The organism is Streptomyces sp. NPDC085460 (genome assembly GCF_044541975.1).
Lineage (GTDB): Bacteria > Actinomycetota > Actinomycetes > Streptomycetales > Streptomycetaceae > Streptomyces.
Window position 1 is genome coordinate 512,984 of record NZ_JBITTO010000001.1, and the last position, 26,182, is coordinate 539,165.

The 26,182-nt window shown below is 74.7% G+C and carries 21 protein-coding genes; 13 read left to right on the forward strand and 8 right to left on the reverse strand.

Annotated features, from left to right (window positions below; all coding sequences use genetic code 11):
* The first annotated feature begins 254 nt into the window (after nucleotides 1–254).
* Nucleotides 255–1,412, forward strand: coding sequence for a Cmx/CmrA family chloramphenicol efflux MFS transporter (locus ACIGHB_RS02340; RefSeq protein ID WP_399908814.1), 1,158 nt, complete (start codon nucleotides 255–257; stop codon nucleotides 1,410–1,412).
* Here ACIGHB_RS02340 and ACIGHB_RS02345 read toward each other — a convergent pair.
* Together ACIGHB_RS02345 and ACIGHB_RS02350 are read right to left on the reverse strand one after the other, a co-directional pair.
* A complete protein-coding gene (locus ACIGHB_RS02345) occupies nucleotides 1,372–1,929 on the reverse strand; it encodes a hypothetical protein (RefSeq protein WP_399908816.1) in 558 nt (185 codons plus the stop codon). The genes ACIGHB_RS02340 and ACIGHB_RS02345 overlap by 41 nt on opposite strands.
* A gap of 77 nt (nucleotides 1,930–2,006) precedes the next feature.
* On the reverse strand, nucleotides 2,007–4,874 hold the full coding sequence (locus ACIGHB_RS02350) for a glycoside hydrolase family 3 C-terminal domain-containing protein (RefSeq protein ID WP_399908818.1): 2,868 nt from the start codon (nucleotides 4,872–4,874) through the stop codon (nucleotides 2,007–2,009).
* Between the two features lie 380 nt (nucleotides 4,875–5,254).
* Here ACIGHB_RS02350 and ACIGHB_RS02355 point away from each other — a divergent pair, with 380 nt between their 5' ends.
* The 5 genes from ACIGHB_RS02355 to ACIGHB_RS02375 all read left to right on the forward strand — a co-directional run bounded on the left by ACIGHB_RS02355 (nucleotide 5,255) and on the right by ACIGHB_RS02375 (nucleotide 13,397).
* On the forward strand, nucleotides 5,255–6,955 hold the full coding sequence (locus ACIGHB_RS02355) for an extracellular solute-binding protein (protein WP_399908820.1): 1,701 nt from the start codon (nucleotides 5,255–5,257) through the stop codon (nucleotides 6,953–6,955).
* 1 nt (nucleotide 6,956) lies between these two features.
* Entirely contained in the window at nucleotides 6,957–7,919 is a 963-nt protein-coding gene (locus ACIGHB_RS02360; protein ID WP_360310208.1) for an ABC transporter permease subunit, read from the forward strand.
* On the forward strand, nucleotides 7,916–8,878 hold the full coding sequence (locus ACIGHB_RS02365; protein WP_399908822.1) for a carbohydrate ABC transporter permease: 963 nt from the start codon (nucleotides 7,916–7,918) through the stop codon (nucleotides 8,876–8,878). The genes ACIGHB_RS02360 and ACIGHB_RS02365 overlap by 4 nt, the downstream gene beginning before the upstream one ends.
* A 227-nt stretch (nucleotides 8,879–9,105) precedes the next feature.
* Nucleotides 9,106–11,103: a beta-galactosidase gene (locus tag ACIGHB_RS02370; RefSeq protein ID WP_399908823.1), complete on the forward strand. Its 1,998-nt coding sequence runs from the start codon at nucleotides 9,106–9,108 to the stop codon at nucleotides 11,101–11,103.
* Nucleotides 11,100–13,397 carry a glycosyl hydrolase family 95 catalytic domain-containing protein gene (locus ACIGHB_RS02375; protein ID WP_399908825.1) on the forward strand — a complete coding sequence of 766 codons (2,298 nt, stop codon included), beginning with the start codon at nucleotides 11,100–11,102 and terminating at the stop codon, nucleotides 13,395–13,397. The genes ACIGHB_RS02370 and ACIGHB_RS02375 overlap by 4 nt, the downstream gene beginning before the upstream one ends.
* On the opposite strand, the gene ACIGHB_RS02380 is transcribed toward ACIGHB_RS02375, so the two are convergent.
* Complete coding sequence (locus tag ACIGHB_RS02380) at nucleotides 13,321–14,364, reverse strand: LacI family DNA-binding transcriptional regulator (RefSeq protein ID WP_360310214.1); 1,044 nt, start codon at nucleotides 14,362–14,364, stop codon at nucleotides 13,321–13,323. The two genes, ACIGHB_RS02375 and ACIGHB_RS02380, sit on opposite strands and share 77 nt — an antisense overlap.
* Before the next feature lie 208 nt (nucleotides 14,365–14,572).
* On the opposite strand from ACIGHB_RS02380, the gene ACIGHB_RS02385 reads away from it, so the two are divergent.
* Nucleotides 14,573–14,908 (forward strand): hypothetical protein, encoded by a 336-nt coding sequence (locus ACIGHB_RS02385; RefSeq protein ID WP_399908828.1) that lies wholly within the window; start codon nucleotides 14,573–14,575, stop codon nucleotides 14,906–14,908.
* A gap of 22 nt (nucleotides 14,909–14,930) precedes the next feature.
* On the opposite strand, the gene ACIGHB_RS02390 is transcribed toward ACIGHB_RS02385, so the two are convergent.
* Nucleotides 14,931–15,830, reverse strand: coding sequence for an NAD(P)-dependent oxidoreductase (locus ACIGHB_RS02390; protein ID WP_399908830.1), 900 nt, complete (start codon nucleotides 15,828–15,830; stop codon nucleotides 14,931–14,933).
* Nucleotides 15,831–15,987: 157 nt separating this feature from the next.
* Between ACIGHB_RS02390 and ACIGHB_RS02395 the strand changes: the two genes are divergently transcribed.
* A complete protein-coding gene (locus tag ACIGHB_RS02395; protein ID WP_399908832.1) occupies nucleotides 15,988–16,326 on the forward strand; it encodes a winged helix-turn-helix transcriptional regulator in 339 nt (112 codons plus the stop codon).
* A gap of 25 nt (nucleotides 16,327–16,351) precedes the next feature.
* On the opposite strand, the gene ACIGHB_RS02400 is transcribed toward ACIGHB_RS02395, so the two are convergent.
* From ACIGHB_RS02400 to ACIGHB_RS02410, 3 genes are all read right to left on the reverse strand, one after another.
* On the reverse strand, nucleotides 16,352–17,350 hold the full coding sequence (locus ACIGHB_RS02400) for a hypothetical protein (protein ID WP_399908834.1): 999 nt from the start codon (nucleotides 17,348–17,350) through the stop codon (nucleotides 16,352–16,354).
* 76 nt (nucleotides 17,351–17,426) lie between these two features.
* A complete protein-coding gene (locus ACIGHB_RS02405) occupies nucleotides 17,427–18,569 on the reverse strand; it encodes a zinc-binding dehydrogenase (protein WP_399908836.1) in 1,143 nt (380 codons plus the stop codon).
* Nucleotides 18,566–19,720: a mandelate racemase/muconate lactonizing enzyme family protein gene (locus tag ACIGHB_RS02410; protein ID WP_399908838.1), complete on the reverse strand. Its 1,155-nt coding sequence runs from the start codon at nucleotides 19,718–19,720 to the stop codon at nucleotides 18,566–18,568. The genes ACIGHB_RS02405 and ACIGHB_RS02410 overlap by 4 nt, the downstream gene beginning before the upstream one ends.
* A gap of 209 nt (nucleotides 19,721–19,929) precedes the next feature.
* Between ACIGHB_RS02410 and ACIGHB_RS02415 the strand changes: the two genes are divergently transcribed.
* A complete protein-coding gene (locus ACIGHB_RS02415) occupies nucleotides 19,930–20,703 on the forward strand; it encodes an IclR family transcriptional regulator (protein ID WP_399908840.1) in 774 nt (257 codons plus the stop codon).
* Between the two features lie 133 nt (nucleotides 20,704–20,836).
* Here the strand turns inward: ACIGHB_RS02415 and ACIGHB_RS02420 are convergent, their stop codons facing one another.
* Entirely contained in the window at nucleotides 20,837–22,093 is a 1,257-nt protein-coding gene (locus tag ACIGHB_RS02420) for an ROK family protein (protein ID WP_360310230.1), read from the reverse strand.
* A 481-nt stretch (nucleotides 22,094–22,574) separates the two neighbouring features.
* Between ACIGHB_RS02420 and ACIGHB_RS02425 the strand changes: the two genes are divergently transcribed.
* The 4 genes from ACIGHB_RS02425 (at nucleotide 22,575) to ACIGHB_RS02440 (ending at nucleotide 26,175) form a co-directional block, all read left to right on the forward strand.
* Nucleotides 22,575–23,480, forward strand: a complete 906-nt coding sequence (locus ACIGHB_RS02425; RefSeq protein ID WP_399908843.1) for an SMP-30/gluconolactonase/LRE family protein — start codon at nucleotides 22,575–22,577, stop codon at nucleotides 23,478–23,480.
* Between the two features lie 319 nt (nucleotides 23,481–23,799).
* The gene (locus ACIGHB_RS02430) at nucleotides 23,800–24,441 is read left to right on the forward strand and encodes a bifunctional 4-hydroxy-2-oxoglutarate aldolase/2-dehydro-3-deoxy-phosphogluconate aldolase (protein ID WP_360310234.1); all 642 of its coding nucleotides are present in this window, start codon (nucleotides 23,800–23,802) and stop codon (nucleotides 24,439–24,441) included.
* Entirely contained in the window at nucleotides 24,438–25,400 is a 963-nt protein-coding gene (locus ACIGHB_RS02435; RefSeq protein ID WP_399908845.1) for a sugar kinase, read from the forward strand. The genes ACIGHB_RS02430 and ACIGHB_RS02435 overlap by 4 nt, the downstream gene beginning before the upstream one ends.
* A 22-nt stretch (nucleotides 25,401–25,422) precedes the next feature.
* The gene (locus tag ACIGHB_RS02440; protein ID WP_399908847.1) at nucleotides 25,423–26,175 is read left to right on the forward strand and encodes an SDR family NAD(P)-dependent oxidoreductase; all 753 of its coding nucleotides are present in this window, start codon (nucleotides 25,423–25,425) and stop codon (nucleotides 26,173–26,175) included.
* Nucleotides 26,176–26,182 lie beyond the last annotated feature (7 nt).

The window sequence follows — 26,182 nt, forward strand, 5'->3', positions numbered from 1 at the left end:
TGCGGGCAGGCAGAGGGCGGGCGTAACGTGCCCGGCATGGCAAGCCCCGAGGCATCCAGAGCGGGGGGCTCGCGGTCACCCCGCCGGCCCCTGAACCTCCGCACACTCTGAGCCGGTGAACAACCGCCGACCGCAGCGGCGCCCCGCGCCGTGCGGCCGGTCGGGCGTGCCCGCGCTCTCGCGGAGCGGGCCCGGCGGTGGTGACGCGACGACATCGACGTCCTTCGTCCTTCTCGCCCCGCCTCGGAGCATTCGTGTCTCTTCCGCTTCCTCTGTATCCGCTCGCCCTGGCCGTCTTCGCCATGGGCACCTCGGAGTTCATGCTCGCCGGTCTGCTGCCGGACCTCGCCCGTGACCTGGGGGTCGGCATCGGCGCCGCCGGTTCGCTCACCTCGGCGTTCGCCGTCGGCATGGTGGTCGGCGCGCCCCTCGTCGCCGTCTTCGCCCGGCGGTGGTCCGGCCGGGCCGGGCTGCTCGTGTTCGTGCTGGTCTTCCTCGCCGCGCACGTCGTCGGCGCGGTGACGAGCAGCTTCCCCGTCCTGCTCCTCACCCGGATCGTCGCCGCCCTCGCCAACGCCGGTTTCCTGGCACTGGCGCTCGCCGCCGCCACCGCGATGGTGCCGCCGGACCGCAAGGCGCGGGCGCTCGCCGTGCTCCTCGGCGGGACGACCGTCGCCACCGTCGTCGGGGTCCCGGGCGGCGCCCTCCTCGGCGAACTCGCCGGGTGGCGGGCCGCGTTCTGGGCGGTCGCCGTGCTGTGCGTGCCCGCCACGATCGGCATCCTGTGGGGCGTGCCCGGCGGCGACGGCAAGGGTGAACCGCGCCCGCTGCGAGCCGAGTTCCGCGTGCTGCGCGCGCCCGGGCTCGTGCGGGCCATGGTGCTCGCCGCGCTCGTGAACGCCGCCACCTTCGGCTCGTTCACCTACCTGGCGCCGGTCGTCACCGGGACGGCCGGACTGTCCGCGTCCTGGGTCTCCGTGGCCCTTGTCCTCTTCGGTGTGGGCTCCTTCGCCGGGGTCACCGTGGCGGGGCGGCTCGCCGACCGGCACGCCGGCCGGCTGCTGGCGTTCGGCGGGCCGCTGTTGCTGTGCGGGTGGGTGGTTCTCTCGGGTCTCGCCGACCGTCCGGCGGGGCTGCTCGGGGTCCTGCCGGTCCAGGGGGCGCTGTGCTTCGCCGTCGGCGGGACCCTCATCGCCGGGATCCTGTACGAGGCGGGCGGCGCGCCCGTTCTCGCCGGGGCCTACGCCACGGCCGCGCTCAACGTCGGGGCCGTGGCGGGGCCGCTGTCGGCGGGCCTGGTGGTGGAGCGGCCCACCGGACCGTTTCTGCTGAGCGCGGGGCTTGTGGCCGCCGCGCTGGCGTTCGCGGCCGTCAGCGGTAGTCGTCCGGGTGGTCCTGCATCCAGGTGTTGATGAAGTCCCGGGTGCCGATCAGCTCCTTCTGGTGCTCCTTCAGGTTCTTGTAGGAGCTGTCCCCGGCCAGCGTCTTGTTGAGCTCCTCGATCTTCTGGATCGGTTCGGGGAAGTGGCCGGGGCCCTTGGGGTCGTTCTTCATCGCCCAGTCCAGCTCCTGGAGTTCCTTGTTCACGCGGGTGAGGAAGTACTCACAGTCCGTCGCGCAGGAGTCGTTGAGCGTGGCCTGGAGGGTCGCGAAGGCGTCGCGGACCTTCTCGCCGGTGCCGGGCGCGGACGGGTCCGCCGGGGGCGCGGGGGAGGGCGTGGAGTCGTCGGGGAGGGCATCGGAGCCCTCGGGCGCGGACGTGGGCTCGGCCGATCCCGGCGCCTCGGTCGTCGCCGGTGCCGCCGGTGCCGTCGTCGCCGGGGCCCCCGCCGCCGCGTCGGGCTCGGGGGTCGTGCCGCAGGAGACGGCCAGGGCCGCCAGAGCGGCGGCCACCAGCGCTGTGCGGCGTACGGGCTTCTTGTGGATCATGTGGGTCCCTCCCCGGGTTCATGGAACCGGGGAAGCCTATAGGGCCCCTGGCCAGGGGCGGGCCCGCCCACGGACCCTCAGCCGGAGAAGCCGAGGTGCGCCAGACGCACCGGTCCGCGCAGCTCGACGCGGAGGTCCGTCACGTCGTGCAGGTGGCAGGGCGCGCCCGCCGTGGTGTGGTCGTACGGGCCGTCCGTGGGGCCGATCGTGACCCGGGCCGCCTCCGTCCGCCCCGGCCCGGCGAAGAGCGTCACCTCGCCCTCCCCGGCCGCCGTCACCGCCACCTCCGTCACCCCGTCGCCGAAGTCGCACGCCCGGTAGAGGAGGGTGCCGGGCACCTCCGGGTCCGCCGGGGTCACCGCGTCGCCGGAGACGCGGCCGCGGTCGGTGATGACCGTGCCGGTCTGCTCGTCGTAGTCGGCGGCGTCGAGCCCCGCCTCCCGGACCGGGCGCGGGCCCGGAGCCGTACCGTCCAGCTCGACGCGGACGGTACGGCGGACGTCCGCCGAGGACGGGCCGGCCAGGAACTCGTACGCGCCCGGCTCCACCTCCCACCGCCCGTGCGCCACGTCCCAGTACGCGAGGTCCCGCAGCGGCACCGTGAAGGCGAGCGTCGCCGACTCGCCCGGCGCCAGGTGGATCCGCTCGTGGGCGACGAGCGCGCGGTGCGGACGGGGCACGGACGGGGCGACCACGCGCGCGTACACCTGGACGACCTCGTCCGAGGCGACGGCGCCCGTGTTGGTGACCGCGCAGGAGAGGCGTACCGCCTCCGCGTCCACGGTCGCCGTCAGCGCCGCGTACCCGAAGCTCGTGTACGTCAGGCCGTGGCCGAAGGGGAAGAGCGGGGCGCGGTCGGAGTAGAGGTAGGTCTGCCGGCCGCCGATGACGTCGTAGTCGAACAGGTCCGGCAGGTCGGCGTCGGAGCCGTACCAGGTCTGCGGCAGGCGGCCGGCGGGGGAGACGTCCCCGGCGAGGACGCGGGCGAGCGCGGTGCCCGCCGCCTGGCCGCCGTGCGCGGTCCACAGCAGCGCCGGCAGCTCCTCGGCCGCGTCCCTCACCGCGTACGGGTACGAGGAGACGAGGACGAGGACCGTGCGCGGGTTCGCCGCGCGGGCCGCCCGCCACAGGCGGTCCTGGTGCGGCGGGAGCGCCAGGGTCGTGCGGTCCTCGGTCTCGCGGCCGTTGATGTGCGGGTCGTTGCCGGCGACCACGATCACCGTGCCCGCCCCGGCCGCCGCCCGGGCGACCGCGTCCTCGCCCCGCTCGACCGTCTCCACGGTGAGAACGGCGGCGGATGCGCGGTCGGCGGCAACCTTCACGCCGTCGGCGGCGACAGAGACGTAGCCCCCCGTCCCGAGGTGCCGAAGGAGGAGCCCGTCATGCGCGTCGCCGTGGGACTCGAAGCGGAACGTCTCCTGGACGACCCAGCCGCCCGGCTCGTCGGCCGAGGCGCGCAGCAGGCCGTCCCCGGCCACCGACAGGTAGCGGCCGCCGGGGGCGCGCAGCGTCAGCACGCCGCCGCCCCAGTCGATCAGGTCGAGGACCGAGCCCTCGGCGTCGGCGGTGAGCGGCGGCAGGTCGGTGCGGCCGGCGAGCAGCGCCGGGTCGAGGGCGATCTCCCCGCCGTGGGCGGGCTCCTCGCCCGTGGCGTCGGGGACCCGCAGCGCGAGCCCGTCGCCGGTCCGCAGCCGGATCCGGTCGACGCCCTCGGCGAAGTCCACCCGGTCCGCGCCGAACCGCTGCCGGATCCCGTCCAGCGGGGAGGACCGGTGCAGCAGCGAGCCGCTGTACCAGTCGAGCTTGGCCGCGTCGGCGAGCAGCCCGACCACCGCGATCCGGCCGCCGTCCCGCAGGGGCAGCAGCGGGTCGCCTCCCGCCGCCGGGGCGTTGCGGAGGAGGACGAGCGCCGACTCCGCTGCCTCGCGGGCCAGTTCGCGGTGGTCCGCCGTGTCGTACGCGGTCTCCCGCGCGTACGGGTCGAGTTCCGGGTCGAACTCGCCGAGCAGGAACCGCACGGTCAGCTGACGGCGCACCGCCCGGTCCACGTCCTCCTGGCCGATCAGGCCGCGCTCCAGGGCGCGTTCGAGCCGGCCGAGGATCACCGAGCTGTCCGTGCCGTGGTCGGTGAAGGAGTCGACGCCCGCGCGCAGCGCCGCCGCGACGGCCTCCTCGTGGGTGTCGAAGTACGCCTGGGAATCAGCGAGGTTGCTCGGCGCGCCCGCGTCGGAGCAGACGAGCAGCGCGCGGTCGGTCCAGGAGCGCAGCTCCGTCTCCAGATACGGCGACAGGTGGTTGGGGCGGCCGTTGACGAGGTTGTACGCGGGCATGACGCCGGCCACCGTGCCCGCCTCGACGGCGCCGCGGAAGGCCCGGAGGTCGTACTCGTGGAGCACGCGCGGGCGGACGGAGGCGGAGGAGGTGTCCCGGGCCGTCTCGTTGTTGTGCGCGAGCCAGTGCTTGAGAATCGGGGCCGTGCGCCAGTACGCGGGGTGGTCGCCGCGCAGGCCGCGGGTGAAGGCGACGGCGATCGCGGAGGTGAGGGCCGGGTCCTCCGCATAGCCCTCCTCGCCGCGGCCCCACAGCGGGTGGCGCAGCAGGTTCACGGTGGGCGCCCACACGTTGAGGCCGACCCGGTCGTCCTTGGCGCGCATCACCCGCGCCTCGCGGGACACGGCCTCGCCGACCCGGCGCACCAGCTCCGGGTGCCAGCTCGCGCCGAGGCCGACCGCCTGCGGGAAGACGGTCGCCGGGCCCATCCAGGCGACGCCGTGCAGCGCCTCCTGGCCGGTCCGGAAGGCGGCGAGGCCCAGGCGTTCGACGGCAGGCGCGAACTGGTGCAGCAGCGTGAGGCGTTCGGCGGGGGTGAGGCGGGCCAAGAGGTCGGCGACGCGGTCGCCGACGGGGAGGGCCGGGTCACGGAAGGGCGGCCGGTCTGCGGTCACGTACGAGTCCCTTGGACGGCGGTCACCGCATGGCGACCGAAACTTTCGAAGCGCTTCGATGCTCAAGCGCCCGCGCAGGGGTGTCAAGGTGCCCGACACCTTCATTTGGCTGTTGGTGCGCGGGAGTTGTGGGCCCGCTACTACTTCCGGTGGCTCTTCGAGAAACTGGTGAACGGCTCTTGCCGCGCCTGGGGGCGTCACTTAACCTCGCAGCAACATCGAAGCGCTTCGACCCGCCGGTGCCGAACCACCGCGCCGTCGCCGCGCCCGGGGCCCCGCCCCGCCCGCACCCCGCACCTTGCTCCATCTCCGTCACCGCAGCCGGCCGGCGCCCCCCTCGACGCCGTGTGTCCTGGCGCGTGCCATGAAGGGTTGACGCAATGACGCCGAACGCCGCCTCCACGGGCTCCCCGAGAACCGAACCGAGCCGGAGGGGCTTCCTCGCCACCGGTGCCGTCGCCGCCGTCGCGGTCGCCGGCGGGGCCCCGCTGCTCACCGCCTGCGGCGGCGGTGGCGACACCGGCAAGAAGGACGGCACCACCAGCGGCAAGGACGCCGCGAAGATCCTCCCCGCCCACGTGGCCAGCAGCGTCGTCCCCGCCGACCTCCCCGCCCAGAACGGCTCCGCCGCCGGCTACACCCGCGCCATCCCCAGCGCCGAACTCAAGCCCTCCGTACCGGAGAAGCTCGGCAAGGGCGGCGCGCTCACCGTCATGGCACCCTTCTGGGGCACCCCGCCCGCCTCCGGCAACCCGTACTACACGGCCATGAACGAGGCCGTCGGCGTCCGGGCCACCTGGCAGAACCAGGACGGCAACGTCTACGACCAGAAGCTCGGCGCCGTCCTCGCCTCCAGCACCATCCCCGACCTCGTCGTCGTCCCCGGCTGGAACCTCGGCGGCAAGATCCCCAGCGCCATCGACGCCAAGTTCGAGGACCTGGGACCGTACCTCTCCGGCGACAAGGTCAAGGCGTACCCCAACCTCGCCGCCATCCCCACCGACGCCTGGCAGCGCTCCATCTTCGGCGGCAAGCTCCGCGGCCTGCCCATGCCCGCCTCCTACGTCACCAACATCGCGCCCTTCTACCGCAAGGACCTCTTCGACGCGAAGGGCTGGCAACTCCCCAAGAGCGCGGACGAGTTCCTGGCCCTCGCCAAGGAGATCACCAGCGCGAAGGCGAAGGTGTGGGCCTGCGCCGACATGACCTGGACCGCCTACAACATGTTCGGCGTCCTCAACGGAGGCGACAAGGCGCTCGGCTGGAACCTCGTCGACGGCAAGCTCGTCAACCGCATCGAGACCCCCGAGTACCTCGAAGCCCTGGAGTGGACCCGCAAGCTCTACGACGCCGGCGTCGTCCACCCCGACGAGAAGGCCCAGAACCAGGGCGACACCAGCGTCCGCTTCACCTCGGGCCAGTGCCTCATCTACAACAACGACCTCGCCCACTGGTACGGCAAGACCGCCGAGATGGCCGCCCAGAACCCGGACTTCGCCATGGCCGCCATGGACATCCCGGGCCACGCCGGCGGCACCCCCGCACTGTGGGCCACCAACCCCGCCAACATCTGGTCCTTCGTCCGCAAGGGCGCCCCCAAGGAGATCGTCGAGGACGCCCTCGCCATCGCCAACTTCACCGCCGCGCCCTACGGCACCACGGAACGCATGCTCACCGACTACGGCGTCGAGGGCGTCCACCACACGGTCAAGGACGGCCTGCCGGTCAAGACCGACGCCGGGAACCAGGAGGTCAGCAGCTCCTGGATGTTCGTCGCCAGCCCCGCCCCCTACATCGCCCACCCCGACCTGCCCCGGATCACCGAGGCGCAGATCGGCTGGCAGCAGCGGATGGGCGCCCTCACCCGCAAGTCCTCCTTCTACGGACTCACCGTCGCCGAGCCCAGCCGGTGGACCGGCCTCATGAACGACTTCGAGCAGCTGGAGAAGGACATCGTCCGCGGCCGGAAGAAGCTCTCCGACATGCAGCAGGCCGTCTCCGAGTGGAAGAGCAAGGGCGGCGACGAGCTCCGCGACTGGTACAAGAAGCTCCTCGACACCACCGGCTCCGCGGCGAGCTGACATGACCGAGCACGACACCACCACCGACCGCCGGCCGAGGATCCCCCTCGGCCGGCGGCTCCGGCGCGACCGCGTCCTCCTCCTGATGACGGTGCCCGCCCTCGCCCTCGTCCTCGTCTTCCACTACGTCCCGATCCTCGGGAACGTCGTCGCCTTCCAGGAGTACGACCCCTACCTCTCCACCAACGGCGTCACCGCCATCCTGGAATCCCCCTGGGTCGGCCTCGCCCAGTTCGACCGGGTCCTCACCGACCCCGCCTTCTGGGACGCCGTCGAGAACACCCTGGTCTTCTTCGTCCTCCAGCTGGTGCTCTTCTTCCCCGTCCCCATCGCCCTGGCCCTGCTCGTGCACAGCCTGCTGCGGCCCCGCGTCCGCGCCCTCGTCCAGGCCGTGCTCTACCTGCCGCACTTCTTCTCCTGGGTCATCGTCATCACCGTCTTCCAGCAGATCTTCGGCGGCGCCGGCATCATCGCCCAGACCCTGCGCGAACGCGGCCACGAGGGCTTCGACCTGATGACCGACCCCGGCCTCTTCAAGTTCCTCGTCACCGCCGAGGGCATCTGGAAGGACGCCGGCTGGGGCGTCATCGTCTTCCTCGCCGCGCTCGCCGCCGTCGACCAGTCCCTCTACGAGGCCGCCGCCATCGACGGCGCCGACCGGTGGCGCCGCATGTGGCACGTCACCCTGCCCGCGCTCCGGCCCGTCATCGCCCTGCTCCTCGTCCTCCGCGTCGGCGACGCCCTCACCGTCGGCTTCGAACAGCTGCTGCTCCAGCGCGACGCCGTCGGACCCGCCGCCGCCGAAGTCCTCGACACCTTCGTCTGGTGGACCGGCCTGCGCAGCCAGGACTTCAGCTACGCCGCCGCCGCCGGACTCATCAAGGGCCTCGTCGGCCTCGTCCTCGTCGTCTCCGCGAACAAGGTCGCCCACCTCATGGGCGAACAGGGGGTGTACCGGAAATGACCCTGCGCGTCCTCGAACGGCCCGCGGCCCCGCCCGCCCGCGCCGACGGCGCCCGCCGCCCCCGGTGGGCGGCACCCGCCCGGCCCGTCTGGGAGGAGGAACCGACCCGGGCCGGGCTCACCGCCAAGGCGGCCCTCCTCACCGCCGCCTGCCTCGCCGTCCTCTTCCCGCTCTGGATCGTCCTCGTCACCAGCCTCTCCAGCAAGCAGACGATCACCGAAGCCGGCGGACTGGTCATCGTCCCCCGGGACTTCACCCTCATCGCCTACCGCGAACTGCTCAGCGGCGGCCAGGTCACCCGCGCCGTCCTCGTCAGCCTCGGCGTCACCCTCACCGGCACCCTCTTCTCGATGACGGTCTCGGTGCTCGCCGCGTACGGACTCTCCCGGCCCGGCTCCTTCGGCCACCGCGCCATCCTCTTCACGCTGATGGGCACCATGTTCTTCGGCGCCGGCCTCATCCCCACCTACCTGCTGGTGCAGACCCTCGGCCTCACCGACACCTACCTCGCCCTCATCCTCCCCAGCGCCGTCAGCGTCTTCAACATCCTCGTCCTGCGCGCCTTCTTCATGGGCATCTCGCCCGAACTCATCGACAGCGCCCGCATCGACGGCGCGGGCGACCTGCGCATCCTGTGGACGATCGTGATGCCGCTCTCCCGCGCGGTGATCGCCGTCATCACCCTCTTCTACGCGGTCGGCTACTGGAGCGCCTGGTTCAACGCCTCCATCTACCTCAACGACCAGGACATGATGCCGCTCCAGAACGTCCTCATCCAGCTCGCCCAGAAACAGGAGATCCCCGTCGGCCTCGGCCAGGCCGTCAAGGCGGGCAACCTCTCCGGGCTCGCCGTCCAGATGGCCGTCATGGTCCTCGCCCTGCTCCCCGTCGCCGTCCTCTCGCCCTTCGTCCAGAAGCACTTCAAGAAGGGCATGCTCACCGGCGCCGTCAAGGGCTGACCCCCCTAGGGCCTGTCGTCAAACACCGGCCTGCCCCGCGACGCCATGCACGCACTCTCGCCGCACCGGGCACAAGCCCGAGTACGCCCAGTACGAGGGCGTGCGCCCGGCACGCCGAGAGCACGCACCTGACGCCGCGGGGCCGCCCTCCGGGCGACGGCCGGAGTTTGACGACAGGCCCTAGGGCGGGTCTGACACGCCCCAGCGACCCCTCCCAGGAAGGCCCCATGCCCCGCCTCGACGACCTCACCCGGCCGCCCGGCCGCCCCGCCCGCATCCTCTACGGCGGCGACTGGAACCCCGAGCAGTGGCCCGAGGAGACCTGGGCCGAGGACCTGCGCCTCATGCGGCGGGCCGGGGTCACCACCGTCACCCTCGGCGTCTTCTCCTGGGCCCGGCTCGAACCCGAGCCGGGCGCACGCGAGTTCGGCTGGCTCGACCGCCTCATGGACCTCACCCACGCACACGGCGTCGACGTCGTCCTCGCCACCCCCACCGCCTCCCCGCCGCCCTGGCTCGGCCGGCGCCACCCCGAGACCCTGCCCCGCGACGAGGACGGCCGCACCGAATGGTGGGGCTCCCGCCAGCACTTCTCCCACTCCAGCGCCGCCTACCGCCGCCACGCCGCCGCGATCACCGAGGACCTCGCCGCCCGCTACGCCGGCCACCCCGCCCTCGTCATGTGGCACATCAACAACGAGTACTGCACCCACGACTGGGGCGACGAGGCCGCCCGCACCTTCCGCACCTGGCTCCAGGAGCGGTACGGCACCCTCGACGCGCTCAACACCGCCTGGGGCACCGCCTTCTGGAGCCAGCGGTACGCCTCCTGGGACGAGATCCTGCCCCCGCGCCGCGCCCACTACCTGCGCAACCCCGCCCACCTCCTCGACTTCCGCCGCTACACCTCCGACCAGCTCCTGGAGTGCTACCGCGCCGAACGCGACATCGTCCGCAAGCACACCCCGCACCTGCCGGTCACCACCAACTTCATGCCCTTCTGGTCCGGCCAGGACGGCTGGGCCTGGGCCGCCGAGGAGGACGTCGTCTCCGTCGACGTCTACCCCGACCCCGCCGACCCCCGCACCGGCGCCCACGAGAACGCCCTCGTCGCCGACCTCACCCGCGCCGAGGCCGGCGGCGGCCCCTGGATGGTGATGGAACAGGCAGCGGGAGCCGTCAGCTGGCGCCCCGTCAACCGGCCCAAACCGGAAGGGCTCAACCGGCTCTGGACCCTCCAGGCCGTCGCCCGGGGCGCCGACGCCGTCCACTTCTTCCAGTGGCGCGCCTCCCGCCAGGGCGCCGAGAAGTTCCACTCCGCCATGCTCGGCCACAGCGGCGCACACGGCCGCGGCTTCCGCGAGACCGTCCGCATCGGCGCCGACCTCGCCCGCCTCGGCCCCCGCGTCGCCGGCAGCCGCGTCCACGGCACCGGCGTCGCCGTCCTCCACGACTGGGACTCCTGGTGGGCCGGCCGCCACGAAGGCGCCCTCTCCGCCCACCTCGACCAGGGCGAACTCGTCCGCGCCTGGCACCGCGCCCTCTGGGAGGCCGGCCTCCCCGTCACCCTCGCCCACCCCCACCACGACCTCACCGCCCACCCCCTCGTCGTCCTCCCGCACCTCTACCTCCTCGACGACCGCTCGATCACCGCCCTGGAGCGGTACGTCGCCGGCGGCGGCCGCCTCGTCTGCGGCTTCTTCACCGGCGTCGCCGACCCCGACGACCGCATCCGCCCCGGCGGCACGGACGCCCGCCTCCGCGCCCTCCTCGGCATCGACCGCATCGACGAACACTGGCCCCTCGCCCCCGGCGAACACGCCGACTGCGGCACCTTCCGCGCCACCCTCTGGACCGAGGAACTGGTCCCCGCCCCCGGCACCGAGACCCTCGCCGCCTACCGGGGCGGCGAACTCGACGGCCGCCCCGCCGTCCTCCGCCACGGCCGCACCCGCTACCTCTCCACCCTCCCCGAACCCGACGCGCTCCGCGCGCTCCTCGCCGAGGCCGCCCGCGAGGCCGGGATCCACCCCGTCCTCGCCGGACTCCCCGACGGCGTCGAGGCCGTCCGCCGGGGCGACCTCCTCTTCCTGCTCCACCACGGCCGCGACCCCGTCACCGTCCGCGTCCCCGGCCGCCACCGCGACCTGCTCACCGGCACCACCGTCGACGACACCCTCACCCTCGACCGCTTCGGCGCCGCCGTCCTGGAGGAGCACCCATGAGCGAACCCGTCCCCGAGCCCCCGCACACCCCCGTCCACGGCACGTGGGAACCCGCGCCCGCCGCCCGCTGGGAGGACGCCTTCCTCACCGGGAACGGCCGGCACGGGGCCCTCGTGTACGGCGACCCCGAGGACGACCGGGTCATCGTCACCCACCACACCCTCGTACGCCCCCACCACCGGCCCGGCGACACCGACCCGCCCCGCCTCGCCGACCGGCTCCCCGCCCTCCAGGACGCCCTCCTCTCCGGCGACCTCACGGCCGCCGACACCTTCACCGACGGGCGGCCGCTGCGCTGGATCCAGCCCTTCCACCCCGGCTTCCTCACCCGCGTCCGCGCCGAGCCCCCCGGGCCCGCCCCCGGGGTGCGGCGCGAGGCCGACTTCACCACCGGCACCGTCACCGCCACCGCCGGGGGCCGTACCAGCCGGGTCTTCGCCTCCCGCGCCGACGACGTCCTCGTCCAGTACGTGACGGAGCCCGGCCCCCGGGTCCGCGTCGAACTCGACCACCGGCTCGACGGCGTACCGGCCGGACTCGCCGTGGGCCGCTCCGTCGCCACCGCCCACGGCGAGACCGTCCTCACCCTGCGCGCCCGCTACCCAGGCTCCACCCTCGGCTACACCGGCGTCACCCTCGCCGTCGCCGACACCGGCCGCACCACCCTCACCGACCGGGGCATCCGCGTCGACGGCGCCGCCCGGCTCCTCCTGCTCACCCGGGTCCACCGCCACGACGGCCCGTACGACCCCGCCGAGGAGACCGCCGCCCTGCGCGCCCTCGCCGGGGAGGACGGCCCCGCCGCCGCGTACGACCGGCTCCTCCGCCGGCACACCGCGCTCCACCGCCCCGCCTACCTGCGGGTCGCCCTCGACCTCGGCGCCGAGCCCGCCGAACGGGCCCTGCCCGGCAGCACGCTGCTCGCCCGCCCGGCGGGACCCGCCCTCCTGGAGCGCCTCTTCGCCGCCGGCCGCCACCACCTGCTCTCCTCGGCCGGCCTGTACCCGCCCCGCCTCTGCGGCCTGTGGACCGGCGACTGGGACACCGCCTGGTCCGGCGGCTTCACCACCGACGCCAACCTCGCGCTCCAGACCGCCTCCGCCGTCGCCGCCGACCTCCCCGAGGTCACCGAGGCCCACCGGGCCCTGATCCGGGGCCAGACGGGCGACTGGCGGGACAACGCCCTCGCCGTCTTCGGGACCCGGGGCATCGTGGCACCCGCCCACACCGACGGAGCGAACGGCCACACGTACCACTTCGACCGCGCCTACCCCCTCCACCTCTGGACGGCCGCCGCCGACTGGCTCCTCCTCCCGCTCCTCGAAGCGGACGAGACCGACGGCCGGCACGACCCCTGGCTCACCGGCCTCCTCGCCGAACTCGCCGACTTCTACGAGGACTTCCTCACCCGCACCGGCCCCGGCGGACACCTCGCCGTCGTCCCCTCCTACTCGCCGGAGAACCGCCCGCGGGGCGGCGGCGCGGGCGCCGTCAACGCCACCATGGACCTCGCCGCCGCCCGTCACGCCCTCACCGCCGCCGCCGACCGCGCCCCCGCCCGCCGCGCCGCCCGGCTGCGGGCCCTCGCCGACCGCCTGCCGCCCTACCGCGTCAACGCCGACGGCGCCCTCGCCGAATGGGCCTGGCCCGGCCTCGGCGACCGCTACGACCACCGGCACCTCAGCCACCTCTACCCGGTCTGGCCGCTCGACGAGATCACCCCGTACGACACCCCGGACCTCGCCCGCGCCGCCGCCCGCGCCCTCGCCCTGCGCGGCAGCGAGAACGACTCCGCCCACGGCCACCTCCACCAGGGGCTCGTCGCCGCCCGGCTCGGCGACGCAGGGCGCACCGGCGACGCCCTCCGGCGGGTCCTCGGCGGCGACTACTTCCACGCCTCCCTGATGAGCGCCCACTACCCGAAGCGCGACGTCTACAACGCCGACGCCGCCCACGCCCTGCCCGCCCTCCTGATCGAGGCGCTGGTCCGCTCCACGCCGGGGCGGCTCGTCCTGCTGCCCGCGCCGCCACCCGGACTGTGCGCCCGGGGCAGGCTTACCGGCGTCCGCACCCGCTTCGGCGCGCGGATCGACCTCACCTGGGCGCCGGGGGAGTACCGGGCGGTGCTGCGGCCCGACCGTGACGCCGACATCGAGCTGTGCGCCCCCGAGGGCCGGCGGCGGCTGACCCTGCGGGCCGGGACGGAGCACGCACTCGTCAGTCCGGGAGCCGGCGGGCCGGCGGCGGCCCCTTCACCGGACCCGAACTCTCCCGGACGGTCAGCACCGGGGTGAGCAGCTCCACCCCGGTCGCGTCGGGTCCGTCCGGCGCGGTCAGCCGGGCGAACAGCCGCTCCACCGCACGCCGGCCCAGCTCCTGCGCCGGGATCGCCACCGAGGTGAGCGGCACCGACGCCCGCTCGGCCACCCCCTCCGGGCAGACCGCCACCACCGACACGTCCTCCGGCACTGCCCGGCCGGTCCGCCGCAGCAGGGCCAGCAGCGGCTCGACCGCCGTCTCGTTCTGCACCACGAAGGCGCTGACCGCCGGGCGTTCGTCGAGGATCCGGGCGAGCACCCCGGCGACCGCGTCGTGACTGCCGTCGCACGGCCGGTGCAGCAGCCCGACGCCCCGCAGGGCGGCCCGCTCGCGCAGCCCGCCGAGGGTCCGCTCGGCGAAGCCGGTGTGCCGGGCGTAGACCCCGGGGGAGCCGCCGACGACGGCGATCTCCCGGTGTCCGAGCCCGGCCAGGTGCTCCACGCAGAGCGCCCCGGCGGCGGCGAAGTCGAGGTCCACGCAGTTCAGTCCGGCCGGGTCGGCGGGCAGTCCGACCAGGACCGCCGGCGGCGCGGCCCCCCGCAGCAGCGGCAGCCGCCCGTCGTCGAGCTGCACGTCCATGAGGATCACGGCCTCCGCGAGGCCGCTGCCGGTGACCCGGCGCAGCGCGGACGGCCCCTCCTCGCCGGTCAGCAGCAGCACGTCGTAGCCGTGCGCGCGGGCCGTGGTGGCGACGGCGACGGCGATCTCCAGCATGACCGGCACGTACATGTCGGTGCGCAGCGGCACCATCAGCGCGATGATCCGCGACCGGCTGCTGGCGAGCGCGCGGGCCCCGGCGTGCGGCTGGTAGCCCAGCTCGTCGATGCTGTCCCGGACCCGCCGCCGGGTGAGGTCGGAGATGGGCCGCTTGCCGCTGAGGACATAGCTCACCGTGCTGGCCGACACGCCGGCGTGCCGGGCGACCTCGGCAAGCGTGACCATCCGATCTCCCCGCGCGCAGGACTGTGGTGAACCGCTTCGACGGTGCCGTCGGGCATGGGCTCCGACGGCTCAGCGAGACCGTAACGCGGGGGAGTTGACGTGTCCAGGCTGTCGGCAAGGAAAGATCGAAGCGCTTCGACGGAAGAGTCGCCCGCAGGTCGACCGAACCGTTCAGTATTGACAGTGAACTGATCGGTGTAGTTACTTCGTGCCCGAGACGCGGGACGAGGGAGGCGGCGGGATGTTCGCGGTGGTGTACCGGTGGCGGGTGCGGCCCGGGCGGGAGCGGCAACTCATGGACGGCTGGCACCGGGTGACCCTGGCGATCCACCAGGAGTGCGGCAGCTACGGCTCCCGGCTCCACCGGGCGGACGACGGCACCTGGGTGGCGTACGCCCGCTGGCCCGACCGGGAGACCCGGGAGCGCTGCGGCACCCCCGACCCCGAGGGCGAGGCGATGATGCGCGAGGCGATCGCGGAGTACTTCCCCGAGACCCGCCTCACCCTCGTCGACGACCTGCTCGCCGAGCCGGACCTCGTCTGACAGGTCATCAGAGAGGCTCCGGTCAGTCGGAGTCCGGGTCCCCGGCCGGCTTGCGCAGCACCTCGGTGAGGGCGGCGATGCTGTCCTCGCCGTGCCCGGCGTCGGCGGCCCGCCGCACGAGCGCGTGCATCGGCGCGAGCCAGGAGGCGTCGACCCCGGTCTCCTCCTCCAGCGCCGCGTCGTGCGCGGAGCCGGCAAGGAAGAGGTCGACCGAGGACTCGCCCGCGCTGTAGTCGCGCCGGTCGATCTCGTCGGCGAACACCGGCAGCAGTTCCTTGATCATGTCGAGCAGTCGTCCGGTGAAGCCCACCATGCTCGCGGCCGTCCGGCCCCGCGCCTGGAGGGCGGCGGCACCCTGGAAGAAGCCGACGAGCGCGGGCAGCAGCGTGGCCCCTACCGCCATCTCGTACAACGCCGCCAGGTCGGGCTCCTCGCCCAGGTGGACCGTGTCCCCACCGAGCGCCCGAAGGGCCGGCGCGTGTGTGTCAAAGGCCGCCCGCTCGCCGCCGTAGGTCAGGAGGGTGCCGGGGGAGCCGACCGCCGACGGCACGTCCAGCACGGCCCCGGCCAGGAACCGCGCCCCGTGCCCGGCCGCCCACAGGGCGGTGTCCCGTGCCTCGGCGGGCGCCCCGCTGTTGAGGGTCACCAGGGTCCGGCCGGTGAGTTCGGGCCCGGCGGCGCCGAGGGCGTCACGAGTCGCGTCGAAGGTGGTGAGGCAGGTGACGACCAGGGGGCTCGCCCTCAGGGCCTCGGCCGGGGTCGCGGCGACCGTCGCGCCGCGTTCCGCGAGCGGCGCTGCCCGCTCCGGGGTCCGGTTCCAGACGGTCGTCGGATGGCCGGCGGCGAGGAAGGCCGACGCGAGGGCGCTGCCCATCGATCCGAGGCCGATCACGGTGACGGGTGTGCGGTGCTGCTCGGTCATGCCCAACTCCCAGGTGCGCGTGGCGGATCGGGGCACGGTTCCTGCTGCTCAGGCGCCCCGCGACCATCGTGCGAGACCCCGTACATTGGATCAAGTACCGACATTTCTGTCCGGTACGCACAGGAATGTATGCGGAGCGGCGGAGGGAGCGGGCGGGATGGACGGACGGAAGTACACCTGCGGGCTGGACGCGGCCATGGCGGTCATGGGAGGCAAGTGGAAAGGGCTCGTCCTCTTCGCCCTGGGGGAACAGCCCCTGCGCTTCGGCGCGTTACGCCGGGCCGTGCCGGGGATCAGCGAGCGGATCCTCATCCTCCAGCTGAAGGAGATGGCGGCGAGCGGTCTGGTCCACCGGGAGGTGCACGAGCAGGTACCGCCGAAGGTCGTCTACTCGCTCACCCCGTTCGGGCACTCCCTGAACGACGCCCTCGCCCCGCTCGGCGCGTGGGGCGAGGAACACATCGAGCACATCGAACACATCGAGCGGCTGCCCTGACGGCCCGCCGCCCGCACGGCGGGACTCAGTCCGCGACGGGGAAGCGGGTGAGCGGCCCGGGATCGTGCGAGCCCGTCGGGGACATGGTGCCGGCGGCGCCGTGGCGGGCGAGCTGGTCGAGCACCAGCCGTCCCCGGCGCACCCGCTCGCGCGCGGTGGTGAGCGCGTGCTCCCGCAGGTGGGCCCCGTACGGATAGATGCCGGCGGCGCGGCTCAGGCCGAACTTGAGGTACAAGGGCGCGGCCCTGCGCACCAGTTCGGCGACCTCGTGCAGCCGGACGGTGCCGCCGAGGTCGTCCGGGGCCTCCACGTACAGGTCCATCGGGGCGCGGCTGACCCGGCGGATCTCGGTGAGGTGAGCCGTCGTCAGGTCGGAGGGGACGTTGACCGAGTCGGCGCCCAGCCGCTCGTACACGGCGTACGCGGCCGGGTTGACCGGCCCGATGAGCGCCGACACCTTGAACCGGGTGCCGGCGGGCAGGATTCCGGCGGTACGGAGCCGGTGCAGCGTCCAGAGCACGCCCTCGTCCGCCACCAGCAGCGAGCGGACCCCGAGCCCGGTGGCGCGCAGCGCGTCCTCGACGCACCCCGCGAGCCCGTCATGGCCCCGGGCGCGCGGACCCGCGCCCCCGGAGTCGGTGCGGGTGGCCGCGCCGGTGTCCCAGGTGCCGCGCGGGCCGGTGAACAGGCAGAGCTCGACGTCCCGTTCGCCGCAGGCCGCGACCATCTCGGCGATCTCGGCGTCGGTGAGCATCCACACCCCGCTGCCCTGGCTGACCCGGTGCACCGGCACGTCGAGCCGCGCGCTCTCCGCGAGGACGGCGGCCAGCGCCTCCGGGCCCTCCACGGACGGCACCTCGGTCCGCCACCGGCCGCCGTCCGGGAAGGCGTGCGGGGAGGCGTCGGCGGGGTCGGGCGGCGGGGCGGGATGGCCGATGCGGCGCAGGGCGTCGGTTCCGGGGTGGAGCGGGGTGTCGGTGCCTGGGTGGAGCGGGGTGCCGGTTTCGGGGTGGGGCGGGGGCATCGGGCTCCTCTGTGCGACAGGTCGGATGAGGGCGGGGAGGGGGGAAGGGCGAGACCGGAGGGCGTACGGGGAGGGCTCAGGGCCGCAGGAGAACCTTGCCGACCTCCGGGTCGCCGCCGCCGACCAGAGCGAGCGCGTCGGCGAAGCGGTCGAGCGGGAACGTGTGGGTGACGAGCGGCGCCGGGTCGAGCAGCCCGGTCGCGAAGGCGCGGACCGCGTCCGCCCAGGCGGCCGAGGAGGCGCCGAAGACGCTCCGGACTTCCAGCTGGCTGACCGAGAGGTGCACCGGGTCGATGCCCGTGGCGCCCTCCGCGAACATGCCGGTGAGCACCACCCGCCCGCCCCTGCGGGCCAGCAGGCAGGACGAGGCGGCCGTCGAGGGAGCCCCGGCGGTCTCCACCACCAGGTCGAACTCCCCGTGCGCGAGCGCGGCGGAGTCCGGGTCGAGGACCCGGGTCGCGCCGAAGTCCCGGGCCCGGCCGGCCCGCGTGGCCCGCGGGTCGATCACCGCGAGCGCGGCGGGGGAGGAGGCCGCCAGCCACTGCACGGCGAGCAGCCCGAGCGTGCCCGCGCCGACGACCGCGATCCGCTCCCCGGGGCGGGGCCGCCCGGCCCGTACCGCCGCGGCGACCACGGCCGCCGGTTCGAGCAGGGCGGCTGCGCTCAGGTCCGCCCCCTCGGGCAGGAGGTGCAGCAGCCGCGCGGGCACCACGAGCCGGTCGGCGAAGGCGCCCGGCTCGGTGAAGCCGGTCTCCGCGTACCCGGCGGTGCACAGGCTCGTCTCCCCGTACCGGCACCGCTCGCAGGTCCCGCAGGCGCGGAACCCCTCGGCGACGCAGGGGCGGCCGACCAGGTCCGGGTCCACGCCGGCGCCGACCGCCTCGACGGTGCCGGACCACTCGTGCCCCGGCACCACCGGGTAGCGCGCGTAGCCGGGCGCGCGCCGGCCCTCGTACAGCTCCCGGTCGCTGAGGCAGACCCCGGCGGCGAAGACCCGCACCAGCACCTCGCCGGCGCCGGGCCGGGGGCGCGGGCGCTCCACGAGCCGGTGGACGCGGGGTCGTTCGAGGAGGACGGCGCGGTCGACGGGCCCGTGCGTGCGGCCGTCCGTGCAAGCGTGCGGAGCATCGCGCCGCGTGCCGTCGTCCGTGCCGCCATGAGGGGCATCGCGCGTGCCGTCGTCCGTGCCGCTCTGAGGGGCATCGTGCGGGGCGGTCATCGCGGCCGCCTCCGCTCCCAGCCGTCGGCCCACAGGTCGAACCGGGCCCGCTGCTGCGGGAATTCCGCCGCCGCGTCGACGTCGAGCTCGACCCCGAGGCCGGGGGCGTGGGAGACCGGGAAGCAGCCGGTCTCCGGGTCGATCTCCGGGGCGCCGCGCACCACCTTCTTGATCTCCGCGTCGGCGAAGTCGTTGAAGTGCTCAAGGACCGTGAAGTTGGGGGTGCAGGCTGCGAGTTGGAGGGAGGCGGCGGTGAGGACCGAGCCGCCGACGTTGTGCGGGGCGACGGTCACGTAGTGGGTCTCGGCGGTCGCGGCGAGCTTGCGGGCCTCCAGGATGCCGCCGACGTGCCCGATGTCGGGCTGGATGACGTCGGCGGCCTGGGACTCGAAGAGCTCGCGGAACTCGATCCGGTCGTGGATCCGTTCCCCGGTGGCGATCGGCAGATCGGTCTTCCCCGCCACCTTCGCCAGCGCCTTCAGGTTCTCCGGCGGTACCGGCTCCTCCAGCCACGCGGGCCGGAACGGCTCCAGCTCGCGGGCGAGGCGGACGGCGGTGGCGGGGGAGAAGCGGCCGTGCATCTCCACCATCAGGCCGGTGTCGGGACCGATCGCGTCCCGGACGGCCTCGATCAGCCCGATCGCGTACCGCGAGGCGGCCGGGTCGAGGTCGAGCCGGCCCGCGCCGAACGGGTCGATCTTCAGGGCCCGATAGCCGCGCGCCACGACCTCGCGGGCCGCCGCGTGATACGCCTCCGGCGTCCGCTCGGTGGTGTACCAGCCGTTCGCGTACGCCGGGACCCGGTCCGTCACCCGCCCGCCGAGGAGCTGCCAGACCGGCACCCCGAGCGCCTTGCCCTTGATGTCCCAGCAGGCCGTCTCGACGACCGCGATCCCCGACATGACGATCTCGCCGGCCCGGCCGAAGTCCCCGTACTTCATGCGGCGGACGAGGTCCTCGACGGCGAACGGGTCGGAACCGGCGATGTGGTTCGCCTCCGCCTCGCGCAGATAGCCGAGCAGGGCGTCGGTGTGACCGAGCATCCGGGTCTCGCCGACGCCCGTCAGCCCCTCGTCGGTGTGGACCAGGACGTAGGTGAGATTGCGCCAGGGCGTGCCGACGACATGAGTGGTGATTCCCGTGATGCGCACGGCGGATACTCCCGGGATGTTCGGCATACCGAACGGTGTTCGGCAGGGTGGCGTGACCGTAGGCAGCGGCCCGCGGGGGCGTCAAGGGGAGCGCTTCCGCACCCGGACCGTTGCCCGGCCCCCGGTCCGGGACTAATCTCTGTCCGCGATGTCCGTGATCTCGGCCGTGGTACGGCATTTCGAACGGCGTGAAGGTGAGGTGGGGGACCATGGGACGACTCGTCCCCGCGGTGACCAGGGCATTCGACATCCTGGAGCTCTTCCTCCAGGGGGACGCCACGCTCTCCGCCCCCGAGATCACCCGCCGGCTCGGGCTGCCCCGCACCACCACCCACGAGCTGGTCTCCACGCTCACCGCCCGCAACTACCTGGTGCCGGTGCCGGAACAGCCCGGCCGCTACCGGCTCGGGGTGCGCACCTACCAGCTCGGCAGCCGGTACGCGGAGCAGCTCGACCTGGCCGCCGAGGGCCGCGAGGTCGCCCGCGAGATCGCCGAGACCTGCGGCGAGACCGTCCACGTGGCCCTCCTGGAGGACGCCGACGTCATCTACGTCGCCAAGGTCGACTCGACCCACGCCGTCCGCATGGTGTCGGCGGCCGGCCGGCGGCTCCCCGCCCACTGCACCGCGGTCGGCAAGATGCTCCTCGCCGCGCTCCCGGCCGACGAGCTCGACGAACTCCTCGACGGACGCGAGCTGGTCGCCATGACCCCGCGGAGCATCACCGACCCGGACGCGCTGCGCGCCGCGCTCGCCGAGATCGCCGTCCTCGGCGTCGCCGTCGAACAGCGCGAGTCCAACCCCGACGTCTCCTGCGTCGCCGCGCCCGTCCGCGACCGCTCGGGCCGGGTCGTGGCCGCGCTCTCCGTCTCCGTCCCGGTCATCCGCTGGGACGAGGCCCGCGAGAACGAACTCACCGCCCTCGCCGTCCACGGCGCCACCGAGCTCTCCCACCGCCTGGGCCACCGGGGGGCGGTCCGCTGACGGGGTCGGTACATCCCGGGTCGGTACGTCCGGGGGCGGTACGTCCGGGGGCGGTACGTCTGGGGTCGGCGGGGCGGCTGGGGTCGGCCCTTCCCTGGTCGGTACGTCTGGGGTCGGCGCTCTCCGACCGCTGTCAGCCACCCGCCCCGGCACCGCCCTTGGCGGCCTTGCGCATGCGGCTGACCGGGCCGAAGACCTCGCGGTCGTCGAGGAAGCCCTCCAGGGCGAAGGTGGCCGCGCCCCGGGTCACCGCGTTGTGCGGGACGGCGCTGCGCCGCAGGGTCGCGGCCCGGTGCGGGAGGGCGAGGGCGTGCCGGCCGACCGCCTCGTACGCGGCCGGGAGCAGCCGCTCTCCGAGGAGGTCGACGACCTGGTTGCCGACCACGACGACCTGCGGGTTGACCAGGTTGACCAGATTGGCGACGGCGGCGCCCAGATAGCGGGCGGTGCGGTCCACGGCGGCGGCGGCCATCGGGTCGCCCGCGTCGGCCGCGCGGGCCAGCGCCGCGACCGTCGCCGCGTCGTCCGTGCCGGCCGCCCGCTCGTCGTCCGGGGCGAGTTCGCGCCAGGTCGCGGCGATCCCGCGGAGCGACACGTACGCCTCCACGCAGCCGCGGTTGCCGCAGGTGCACAGCCGCCCGTCGAGGGCGAGGCAGGTGTGGCCCCACTCGCCCGCGCTGTTGGTGAAGCCCCGGTAGAGCTGCCCGCCCACGGCGATGCCCGCGCCGACGCCCGCCCGCAGCGTCAGCACCACCAGGTCGTCCACCTCGCGGCCCGCGCCGAACCACATCTCCGCGACCGTGCTGGCCCGCAGCGGGTTGTCCAGCCACAGCGGCAGCCCGAGCCGCGCGTCGAGCAGGGCGCGCAGCGGCACCTCGTGCCAGGACCAGTACGGCGAGAACGACGACACCCCGCCCTCGCGCTCGACCATGCCCGGCACGCTCACGCCGACGCCGAGGACCCGGGACCGGTCGGTCCCGGAGACCGCGAGCAGTTCCTCGACGGCGCCGGCGAGGGTGTCCACGACGTCGGCGGGCCGCACGTCCCCCGGGGGCAGGGGCCGCTCCACGGAGTGCCGGACCGTCAGGGCCAGGTCGAACAGCTCGGCGTGGACCGAGGTCTCGGCGATGTCGACGCCGATCAGCGCGCCCCGCTCGGCGTTCACCGCGAGCCGCGCGCGCGGCCGTCCCCCGCCCGACTCCTCGTGCCCGGCCTCGACGAGGACACCGGCCTCCAGGAGCTCGGCGGTGAGGTTGGCGACCGTGGCGAAGGAGAGCCCGGTGGCGGCGGCGACGTCCTGCCGGCTCATCGCGCCGGGGCCCGCGTAGACGCGGCGCAGCACCTCGAAACGGTTGAGGCGGCGAATGTCCTGCGAGGTGCGCCTGATCATCTCTGCTGCTGCCTCCGTCGGTGCGCGGTCGTCACCCGGATCTTATTCGAAGGGTTGGAAGAAGAGGGTGGCGGGATATTTACAACCGTTAGACGAACCCGTAGTTTTTCTCTCGCCCCGCCTGGCGGGCACTCCCATGGGGGGTGCCTGCCTGGCGGGGAGGAGCGTCCGTTCGGTGGGGGTGCCTGCCTGGCCGGGAGTTCCTGTCCGGTGGGGAGTGCCTGTCCGGTGGGATTTCCTGCCTGGCGGGGAGTGCCTGCCTGGTGGGGACCCGCCCGGCGGGAGTGCCCCCGGGAGGCACCCCCGCCGGGACCTCTCACCGGGCCCCGTCGGGCCCCTCGCCGGGACCCCGGGCGGCGCCCGCCAGGACCCGCGCCAGGAGCCCCCCACCGCCAGCCCCGCCGGGAGTTCCCGCCCGCCGGGCGTACCTGTCCGCCCACCGGGCCTACCCGTCCGCCCACCCCAACCCCGAGGAGACCAGATGCTTCAGCTCAGGGCCGTGCCCTGCACCCCCGCGCCCGGCCGTCTGCCCGAAGGACCCGTCTGGGACGCCGCCCGCCGGGAACTCCTCTGGGTGGACATCACCGAGGGCCTCGTCCACCGTGCCGCCCTCACCCGGGAGGACGGCCGCACCGACCTCGTACCGACCGCCGCCCTCCGCTTCGACCGCCCCGTGGGCGCAGCCGTCCCCTGCGCCTCCGGGGCCCTCCTCGCCGCCGCCGGCACCGCGTTCGTCCGACTGGAGGACGGCCGACCCCCCGCCGAGGCCGTCGAACTCGCCGCCCCCGACCTCCCCGACGACGGCGTGCCCCGCCGCATGAACGACGCCGCCGTGGACCCGGCGGGCCGCCTCCTGGGCGGCACGATGGCCGTCGACGAACGGCCCGGCGCCGGCGCCCTGTACCGCCTCGACGCCGACGGCCTCACGACCCTCGTCGAGGCCGTCTCCATCTCCAACGGCCTGGGCTGGAGCCCCGACGGCACGCTCCTCTACTACGCCGACAGCCTCACCCGCCGCGTCGACGTCTTCGACTACGACCCCGGCACCGGTGGCCTCTCCGGCCGCCGCCCCTTCGCCGTCATCGACAGTGGCTACCCCGACGGCCTGACCGTCGACGCCGAGGGCCATGTGTGGGTGGCCGTCTGGGGCGGCAGCGAGGTCCTCGCCTTCACTCCCCGGGGGGTGCTCCACGCGCGCGTGGAACTGCCCGCCTCGCACGTCACGAGCTGCGCCTTCGCAGGCCCGGACCTCGACGTCCTGGTCGTCACCACCGCCACCCACAACCTCCCCGAGGCCCGCCGCCGCGCCGAGCCCGACGCAGGCCGCCTCTTCGTCTGCCGCCCCGGCGTCACGGGCCTCCCCACCACGCCGTACGCCGACCACTGACCCTCCCGCCACCCAAGCCACCCCCCAACTCCCGCGCTCCCGCCCGTGGCAGGCGGCCCGCCCAACACGATCCGGACGAGCGGCCCGGCCTGGCCCGGCCTGGCCCGGCCCGGCTCGGTTCGGTTCGGCATGGCGTCCGGTCCGGCCCGGTCCGGGCGTACTACCCGCCCCGCTCCACCCGCCCCGCACCGACACCGCCCTCCGGACATGCCCCGCCGCCTCCCCAGCCCAAGCCCCAACCCCCCAACCTCCAACCCCTCAACCTCCAACCCCCCAGCCACCAGCCCCCACCCCCACCCCCAACCCCCAGGAACCCACCATGACCAGCCCATACGAGGGGCTGCGTGCCGCCCTGGCCGCCGCTCCCGTCATCGCGATCCTTCGCTCCGCGTCCGCCACGCGCTTCGGTGAGGTCGCCGACTGCCTGCTCGCCTCCGGTGTGCGGGCCGTCGAGTTCACCCTCACCACCCCCGGCGTGCTCGACGTGCTCCGGGAGTACGCCGCCGACGCCCCGCCCGGTCTCGCGCTCGGCGCCGGCACGGTCACCAGCCCCGCCGCCGCGCAGGCCGCCGTCGAAGCCGGTGCGACGTACCTCATCACCCCCGCCACCTGCGTCGACGTCATCGCCGAGGCCGTCCGTCTCGACGTGCCGGTGCTGTCCGGCGCGTACACCCCGACCGAGATCCTCACCGCCTGGCGGGCCGGCGCGACCATGGTCAAGCTCTTCCCCGCCGCCACCGGCGGACCGGAGTACCTGAAGGCCGTCCGCGCCCCGCTGCCCGGCATCCCGCTCGTCCCCACCGGCGGCATCTCGGCCGCCGACGCCCCCGCCTACCTGGCCGCCGGCGCGACCGCCCTCGGCGTCGGCGGGCCGCTCGTCGGCGACGCCTGCGAGGGCGGCTCCCTCACCGCGCTCGCCGACCGCGCGTCGGCCTTCCTCGACGGGATCCGCGACCGATGAGCCACCCCGCTCACCCCCCGCGCGCCCTCGTGACGCTCGGCGAGGCGATGGCCGTCGCCGCCGCCACCGGACCCGGGCCGCTCGCCAGCGGCGCCCCGATGCGGTTCGGCTGGGCCGGTGCCGAGGCCACCGTCGCCGTCGGCGTGAGCCGGCTCGGCCACTCCGCCGCCTGGACCGGCCGGGTCGGCGACGACGCCGCCGGCGCGATGATCCTCGCCGGACTGCGGGGCGAGGGCGTCGACGTCACCGGCGCCCGCACCGACCCCGACGCCCCCACCGGCCTGATGCTCCGTGAACGCAGGACCGCCGACCGGCTCCGCGTCTCCTACTACCGCGCCGGACTCGCCGGATCCCGCCTCGCCCCCGGCGACCTCGACGAGGCCCGGATCACCGGCGCCCGGATCCTCCACGTCACCGGCATCACCCCGGCTCTGAGCGACACGGCCCGCGCCGCCGTCGAGCACGCCGTCCGCCTCGCGCACTCCGCCGGCGTCACCGTCTCCCTCGACGTCAACCACCGCGAGCGTCTGTGGAGCCGCGCCGAGGCCGCCGAGACGCTCGCCCGCCTCCTCCCGTACACCGACCTGGTCTTCGCCGGGCCCGAGGAGGCCACCCTCTTCGTCCCCGACGGCGCGCCGGAGGCGATGGCCAGGGCCCTCACCGCGCTCGGGCCCGCCGAGGCCGTCGTCAAGCTCGGCGCCGAGGGCGCCGTCGCCGTCGCCGACGGCACGGCCCACGCACAGGCCGCCGTCCCGGTCACCGCCGTGGAGCCGGTCGGCGCCGGCGACGCCTTCGTCTCCGGCTACCTCGCCGCCCGCCTCGACGGCTCCCCGGTCCCGGAACGCCTCCGGCTCGCCGCCCTCTGCGGCGCCTTCGCCGTCTCCGTCCCGGGCGACTGGGAGGGCCTGCCGCACCGCGCCGAACTCGGCCTCCTCGCCGCCCAGGACATCACCCGCTGACCTCCCCCAGAAAGCCCCTCCCATGAACCGTTTCTCCGGGCAGACCGCCCTCGTCACCGGCGCCGCCTCCGGAATCGGCGCGGCCAGCGCCGCCCGGCTCGCCCGCGAGGGCGCGGCCGTCGTCGTCGCCGACATCGCCGCGCCCGCCGGTGAGGCCGTCGCCGCCCGCATCCGCGCGGAGGGCGGCCGCGCCGTCTACGTCCGGTGCGACGTCTCCTCCGAAGCCGACTGGGCCGCCCTCCGCGAGGAGACCCACCGCCGCTACGGGCCCGTCTCCGTCCTCCACAGCAACGCCTTCACCCACACCCCGGCCGCCGCCCACGAACTCCCCGTCGACTCCTGGGACCGCCAGCTCGCCGTCAACCTGCGCGCGCTCTACCTCGCCACCCGCACCTTCCTCGACGACCTGCGCGCCGAGGGCGGCAGCCTCGTCGCCACGTCCAGCGTCCACGCCGACTTCGGCCTCCCCGGCTACCCCGCCTACGCCGCCTCCAAGGGCGGCATGTGCGCCCTGATCCGCCAGTTCGCCGTCGAGTACGGCCCCGACGTGCGCTTCAACTCCGTCCTGCCGGGACCGATCCTCACCGACGTCTGGAACGACGTCGACGAGGAGGGCCGCCGGCTCTCCGCCGACGCGACCGCGCTCGCCCGCCTCGGCCGCCCGGAGGAGGTGGCGTCCGCCGTCGCCTTCCTCGCCTCCGCCGACGCGACCTTCATCACCGGCACCAACCTCGTCGTGGACGGCGGCTGGACCGTCAAGAAAGACTCCAAGTGAAGGACCA